This window comes from Acidobacteriota bacterium, assembly GCA_009861545.1.
GTDB lineage: Bacteria > Acidobacteriota > Vicinamibacteria > Vicinamibacterales > UBA8438 > WTFV01.
Window position 1 is genome coordinate 1 of the sequence record VXME01000020.1, and the last position, 7,018, is coordinate 7,018.

Here is a 7,018-nt window from a genome sequence, read left to right on the forward strand (position 1 = left end):
GTCGACGAACCAGTCGCCCGCCGCCCCGGACCCCGCCCCCGCATCCACGAGGCCGGCGCCCGCGTCGCCGCCCCCCGATTCGCCGCAGCCGGCGGCCAGCGCGACACAGATTCCCAGCAACGCGGCCCGTATCGTCACTACGGCTTGGCAGTCTAGGAGCTTGCGCCGCAGAAAGCAACGAAGTGCGTTCTACGGGCGTCGGCGCCTGGAAGCTCACAGCGGCGACCGGCTCGGACGCCCCTGTTCGTAGCGCGCGAGGTTGGCGGCGAGACCGCGCGCGCGGGGCGCCTGCCCCGCCTGCTGCGCCGCCGCGATGGCGCGCCGCTGCCAGGTCGCCGCCTCGTCGTACCGTCCCAGCTCGGCGTACACCATGGCCCGGGTCTCGTACGTCTCGATGCTCGTGTCTCCGCGGAGCCGCTCGTCCATCAGCGCCAGCGCGCGCTCGCCGTCCCGCACCCGCGCGTCGGGCGCCGCCGCCAGTACCCGCAGCAGCAGGTTGGTCAGCAGCGCATGGCCGGGGTGCACGAGCTGCGCCCGCTCGAGCCAGTCGCGCGCCTCCCGATGCCGTCCGAGCTGGACGAGCGCCACCCCCCGCCCCATCCACGCCTGGTCGGAGGCCGGATCCGCCTCGACCACTCGGGCGAACTCCTCGGTGGCGTCACCGAGCCGCCCGGCGAGGCTCAGCGTGTCGGCCAGCGCCATCCGCGCGTCCACGTAGCCGGGACGGCGCTCGATCGCGGCCTCGTAGCGCGCGATGGCCTCGCCGTAGCGGCCGTCCCGCGCCAGCAGCTCGCCAAGGCTGAAGTGCGCGTCGGCGAGGTCCGGCGCCACCGCCAGCGCCGCCTCGAACTGCGCCGCCGCGCCGCGGATATCGCCCGCCATGCTCAGCGCCACGCCGAGACGGTGCCGCAGGGTCGGATCGTCGGGCGTCAGCGCGAGGCCGTCCCGGAACGCCTCGGCCGCCTCGGCGTGACGGCCCGCGCTCAGTGCACGCGATCCGCGCCGCTCGTGGGCCAGCGGGCTGTCCAGCAAACCGGTCGACTGCTGGAGCAACGGGTCGGGCAGCGCGGGCGCCCCGCCGCCCCGCTGCCGCAGATACTGCTCGGCCAGCTCCAACCGGCCGAGATCGCGGTACGCCATGCCGAGGCTGTAGTGGAGGCTCGTCGCCGCCGGGTCGACGGCCAGGGCGCGCTCCAGGTAGGTGACGGCGCGCGCCGCGTCGCCGCCCGCCAGCGCGGCCCGACCGATGCCGGCGAGGACCGCGGGCGAGGCAGGCTGCAGGGCCAGGGCCCGGTCGTACACCCCCTCGGCCGCCGCCGGCTCTCCCTGATCGAGGTACATCTCCCCGAGCCAGACCAGGGCCGGCAGGTTCGAGGGATCGAGCGCGGCCACGTGGCGGAAACGCTCGAGCGCCCGTCCCCGCTGTCCCGTCAACTGGTACAGGTGCGCCAGGTAGTACGGCCAGCGCACCGCGTCCGGCGCTCCCGCCTGCGCGTGCAGGTAGGCGTTCTCGGCGGCCTCGTAGAATCCCACCGCCTGCAGCACCAGCCCGAACTCGCCGTATGCCTCCGCCAACGCAACCGGTGACGCTGCTCCGTCACCCTCGAGCGCAAGCACGGCCGCTTGCCGCCCGCGGACCTGATCCTGCACCGCCGGCTCGAGCCCCGCCAGCCGGGGCAGCACGACCGGCGGAGGCGGCGTTTCCCCTGCCACCGAAGCCGGCTCGTCGGAAGCGGCGCAACCAGCGAGCGCCGCGGCGGCCAACGCGATCGAGATGGCGGCGATCATGGCTGCCGGCCTTCTCCTTCCGTCAGCGTCGTGTACCGCCCGCTCGGCAGGCCGTCCCATTCCTCGACGCCGCCGCTCGGCCAGATGACCCGCACGCTGGGCGAGCCCGCCCGTTCCCCCAGACCGACGATGACGCGCGGGTCGTTGGCCGACGCGTAGCTCCCGTCCGCGCGGGCGCGGCGCCAGCGCGTCGCGCCGTCCGGCATGACCACCTCCACCCGCGCCCCGAGCATGTCGCGCTGCGTCTCGCGTCCCACCAGCCGCAGGCCGATCCATCGGCGCCGGTGCCCGACCTCGTTGACGAGCAGACGCACCGGACCCGCGCCGTTGGCGATGAGCACGTCGGTATCCCCGTCGTTGTCGACGTCGCCGAACGCCGCGCCGCGGCTCACCTCCGACAGGGCGAACGCCGCGCCGGCGCGGGCCGTCACGTCCTCGAACCGCTCCCCGCCGCGGTTGCGGAACACCTGGTTCCGCTGCTGCAGGGCGAACGGGTTGTCCGGTCCGTACGCCTCCAGATCCAGCGTCACCGTGCCGTTGACCGCGATCACGTCCAGCCAGCCGTCGTTGTCGACGTCGAGCCACCCGGCCCCGAAGCCGGTGTAGGGCAGGCTGGCGGCGCGTATGCCCCGGCCCGCGCTCTCGTCCCTGAACATCCCGCCGTCGTTGACGTACAGGGTGCTTCCCTGGCCCGTCAGCTCGGTAATGAACAGATCCTCGTCGCCGTCGTTGTCGAAATCGCCGGCGTCGACGCCCATGTCGGCCTTGGCCACGCCGGTGGCGCCGAAGGCGGTACCCCACAGCAGCGCGCGGTTCCGGAAGGTGCCGTCACCCTGGTTGATCCACAACTGGTTGTCCTGCTGGTCGTTGGCGACGAACAGGTCGAGCCAGCCGTCGTCGTCGAAGTCGGCGGCCGACGCGCCGAGCCCCGGCCCGTACTCGCGTCCCATGCCGGCCTCGAACGTCACGTCGGCGAACGTGCCGTCGCCGCGATTGCGATACAGGCGATCCGGCTGCGGCGGACTGACCTCCGGGGGACAGTAGTCGGCCGGGCCCGACTGCGCGTAGCACTGCCAATGGGTCTCGATGCTGTAGTTCAGGTAGTTGCCGACGAAAAGGTCGAGCCGGCCGTCGCGGTCGTAGTCGAAGAAGGTGGCGGGCACGCTCAGACCGGCATCGCCGGTGCCGGTCTCCGCCGTGGCGTCGATGAACGTCCCGTCGCCCCGGTTGCGAAACATCTGGTTCGGCCCGAACCGCGTGGTGTAGATGTCGATCCAGCCGTCGTTGTCGTAGTCGCCGGCGGCCACTCCCATGCCGTACCCGCGGGAGGCGATGCCGGCCTCCCCGGTCACGTCGGTGAACGCCAGCCGCCCGTCGCCCCCGGGTCCCGTGTCGAGATCGTTACGGAAGAGGCGGTCCCCGGGAGGCTGGTCCGGGGGCGGCGCCAGTAGCGCCTCACCGTCCCCGAGCGTCCCTCCCTGCACGACATAGACGTCGAGGTCGCCGTCGTTGTCGTAGTCGAGGAACCCGACGCCGGGCCCCATCATCTCCGGCTGGTAGAAGCTGCCCGTCATCCCGTTGGCGTGGACGAAATCGAGCCCCGACTCCGCGGCCCGGTCGACGAACCAGTCGCCGTCGTGCTCGATGGGCAGAACCGCGGGAGCGCTCGTCCCGGCGGTCTCGCGAGGAGCTGTCGTTTCCGCCCCGCAGGCGGCCAGCCAACCGGCAAGAGCCAGCCCCCCCGCGTGGCAAGCGCACCGTACGGTCATCGTGTCATGGTAGATCGACCCACCCGATCAGCCGCAACCGACGGCCCGATGGCACGCATCATGCGTCTTTTCCCAAGCATCGAATCGCGCCGCGGCCTCGTTGCCCCCCGGCGGCGCACGTGCAATCATTTAGGCGCGGGCAACAACCCGAGCCCGGAGAAGACCGCAGCATGCAGTTCTTCCGCAACATCTGGCCCGTCGTCGTCATCGTCGCCACCATCGCCGGCGCCGCCTGGACCGCGGCCTGGAGCGTCAGAGACTTCATGACGACACAGATCGCCGCGAGTGAAGCCCGCCTTTCGGCGCAGATCGCAGCCACCGAGACCCGGCTGACGGCGCGAGTCGCGACGACCGACAGCCGCCTCACCGAACAGATCGCGGCGACCGACAGCCGCCTAACCGAACGGATCGCGGCGACCGACAGCCGCCTAACCGAACAGATCGCGGCGACCGACAGCCGCCTCACCGAACAGATCGCGGCGACCGACAGCCGCCTCACCGAACGGATCGTGGCGACCCACAACCGGCTTGCCGCGCAGATAGCTACGACCGACAACCGCCTTGCCGGGCAGATTGCCGCGACCCACGATCAGCTCACCGCGCAGATTGCTGCGACCGACGACCGGATCCCCACTCTCGATGACCGGCTCACGGCGCAGATTGCGGAAGCCGAGACCCGTCTCACCGAACAGATCGGTGAGCTCCGCGTGCTGATCGTCGACCACCTCGAAGCTCACGCCAACCCCCGTTGACCGGCTGCACGCTGCGCGAGACCGCCGGGGGCCACACCCGGATCTCGACCCACGCTGTGCGCCCAAAAAGGACGGGCCGGGAAGCACCCGGCTTCCCGGCCCTGAAATCGACCGGTCGCGCGTGGTCACGCGCGACCGCGGTCGGACGAGTCCCCTACCAGTAGAGGTGCGTCGCGAACTGCAGGAACCGGCCCTGGATGGTCCGGCGCGGCCTGCCGAGCCCGCTGCCGTAGCGGTTGGTCGCCTCGAGGACGGGACCGGAGTTGAGCATGTTGTAGATGTCCGCCTGCACGTTGAGCCGCCGGCCGCTACCCATCTCGAACACCTTGCGGATCGAGATGTCGAACTGCTGCAGCCGATCGAGATACGTCGACCCGGGCGGCATCAGGGGAATGAACGGGCTTCGCGTGAATGCGACACCCGCCTCCTCGATCGCCGAGCTGGGTACCGAGTAACCGACGTTGCCCAACGCCAGCAGGCTGCCCCACAGGTTGCCGCCGCCGTTCAGACCCGACGCGCTGTCGCCCGAGAAGCTGGTCGTGGCGAGCAGCTCGCGCGGGTTGTACGACTGGAACGTCGCGCTGAACTGGAAGTCACCCGGCAGCGGCACCGTGCCCGACAGCTTGAACTCGTTCAGCCACGGCACGTTGTAGGCGGCCCCAACGTCCTGGCCGGTCAGCGGGCTGACGCCCGACCGATCGCAGAACAGCAGCTTGTTGGGATCGTCCTGCGAGTCGCAGCGGGTGATGACGTTCCGCTCCAGCGTCCACGCGCCGAAGACGGTCGTCCCGTTCGGCAGCCGGGCGTTGAAGCCGCTCTCGAAGCCCTCGTAGGCCTCGTCGTAGCCCGTGCTCGAGTTGGTGTTGGTGTAGACCCGGTCGGGCGTCCGTCCCTGCGCCTCCGGATTCAGGACGTACACCGGCAGCGTACCCGGCACGGTGCTGCCGTTCGTCGTGCACCCGAAGCCGCCGGAACCGGGGGTGCCGGCCGTGGCGCAAGGATTCGCGAACGAGAACAGCGTGTAGTCCGACAGCGAGATCGCTCTGTCCACGAGCAGGATTGCGCTCTGGGTGTCGCGGCGATAGTAGTTGAAGCTGGTCGACAGGCCCGGCAGCAGCTCGCGCTCGATCCCGATATTGGTCAGGGCCGACCACGGACGACTCAAGTTCGGATCGAGTACGGGCGTCGAGGTCCCCTGGCCGAAGTCCGCGCTGGCGAGCCCGAGCTCCCAGTCCTGCACGTAATCGTCACCGTTGGTGCCGTGGTTCGGCACCGATCCGGCCTCCTTCGCCCCGCCCCAGTCGGTCAGGCCGGAGTTGCCGTACGCCACCGCGCCCAGGCCGGGCGAGATCATGTTCAGCTCGTCCATCGTGGCGCAGCGGTTCGAGGCGCTCCCGTGGCGGCTCGTGATCATCGCGCAGTCGAACCACGCGAGCCCCTGGCCCGTGACCTTGCCGGTGGCCAGTGCGCTGGCCAGGCTGTGGGTGATGGAGGAGTTGTAGCGTCCCCACGAGAACTTCAACGCCGTCGAGGCGTCGCCGAACAGGTCGTAGGCCAGGCCGAGCCGGGGTGCTATGTTCGACCAGTTCGGGATGTTGTCCTGGCCGTCCAGTATGGTCGGCTGCGTGAACCGCGTTCGCAGCAGACGTTCCGTCGGCTCGACCGTCCCCACGATGTTCTCGATCCGGAGGCCGAGGTTCAAGGTCAGGCGGTCGATCGTCCAGGTATCCTGCACGTACCCCGACAAGTCCCGGTAGAAGAGGGAGTAGTCGACGTCCGTGTTGGCTCGGTTTATCTGGTACGGCACGCCGGCGCGATAGCGCTGCCGCAGCGAGCCGTTCCACTGCTCGGTCAGCCGGAAAGGCGCCCAACTGGACATGAAGCCGACCTTCAGGTTGTGCGACCCGGTGACGTACGACATCGACACGTTGGTGTTGAACCGCTCCACGTAGGCGAGCCGGTTGCCCCAGTGGTAGCGATCGAGGAAGTCGTTGGTCGTGTCGCGCCGCAGGGTGTTCGCGTAGAACGGGTGGATGCCGCCCCCGTCGACGCCGCTGCCCGGAAGCTGCGCGGCAAGGCCCGCATCGCCCAGGTGGGGGTAGCCGCCGACGCCCGGATAGCAGGGCGTCGCCACGCAGGTCGGCCAAGCCTGATCGAAGTTCTGCGTCTGCTTGCCGACGCCGCCGCCGCGCAGCCCCAGGCCCGGCCCGTTGGGGACGTCCGCCTCCTGATCGACGTTGCTCCAGTTGGCGACATTGGTGGAATAGCCCGCCTCGAGCAGGAGCCGGCTGCTCAGCGTCGACGTCCACTTCGCCGCGCCGATGTAGTACAGGGGCGAGCCGTGGTGGCGCGACGCGGTCGCGACGTCGGCGCGCGCGTCGTAGTCGTGGAAGCGCTGCTTGATGATGCGGTCGATGTAGGCCGAGAACTTGTTGTTCTGGGTGACCTGGTACGTCAGCCGCAGCAGCCCGCTGGTGATGCGGTCGTCGTTGATTCCCAGCCGCAGGCCCTCGGTGCCGTCCGGGTACTTGGCGTTCGCCATGTAGCGCGGCGCCGTGCCGTTTTCGTTCTTGTAGTAGCTGTCGGTGACCGGCACGTTGATGCTGAACCGGCGGGCGCTGCCGAAAAACCAGAACTTGTCGCGGATGAGCGGTCCGCCGTGGGCGACGTTCAGGTCGTAGACGTAGTCGATCGACTCGGTCGAGTTGA

Annotated in this window: 4 protein-coding genes; 1 reads left to right on the forward strand and 3 read right to left on the reverse strand. The window is 70.1% G+C overall.

The genetic code is table 11. From position 1 onward, the window contains the following. Positions 1-213: 213 nt before the first annotated feature. Complete coding sequence (locus F4X11_03050) at positions 214-1,788, reverse strand: tetratricopeptide repeat protein (protein ID MYN63992.1); 1,575 nt, start codon at positions 1,786-1,788, stop codon at positions 214-216. After that, complete coding sequence (locus F4X11_03055; GenBank protein MYN63993.1) at positions 1,785-3,557, reverse strand: CRTAC1 family protein; 1,773 nt, start codon at positions 3,555-3,557, stop codon at positions 1,785-1,787. Before F4X11_03055 ends, F4X11_03050 begins: the two co-directional genes overlap by 4 nt. Positions 3,558-3,727: 170 nt before the next feature. Between F4X11_03055 and F4X11_03060 the strand changes: the two genes are divergently transcribed. Then, on the forward strand, positions 3,728-4,309 hold the full coding sequence (locus F4X11_03060; GenBank protein ID MYN63994.1) for a hypothetical protein: 582 nt from the start codon (positions 3,728-3,730) through the stop codon (positions 4,307-4,309). A 154-nt stretch (positions 4,310-4,463) separates the two neighbouring features. On the opposite strand, the gene F4X11_03065 is transcribed toward F4X11_03060, so the two are convergent. Then, on the reverse strand, positions 4,464-7,018 hold a 2,555-nt coding region (locus F4X11_03065; protein ID MYN63995.1), incomplete at its 5' end, for a TonB-dependent receptor.

What these genes read in the sequence shown, in the direction of transcription:
- F4X11_03055 (MYN63993.1), bottom strand. Translation starts at nt 3,557, where the DNA reads ATGACCGTACGGTGCGCTTGCCACGCGGGGGGGCTGGCTCTTGCCGGT.
- F4X11_03060 (MYN63994.1), top strand. Translation starts at nt 3,728, where the DNA reads ATGCAGTTCTTCCGCAACATCTGGCCCGTCGTCGTCATCGTCGCCACC.
- F4X11_03050 (MYN63992.1), bottom strand. Translation starts at nt 1,788, where the DNA reads ATGATCGCCGCCATCTCGATCGCGTTGGCCGCCGCGGCGCTCGCTGGT.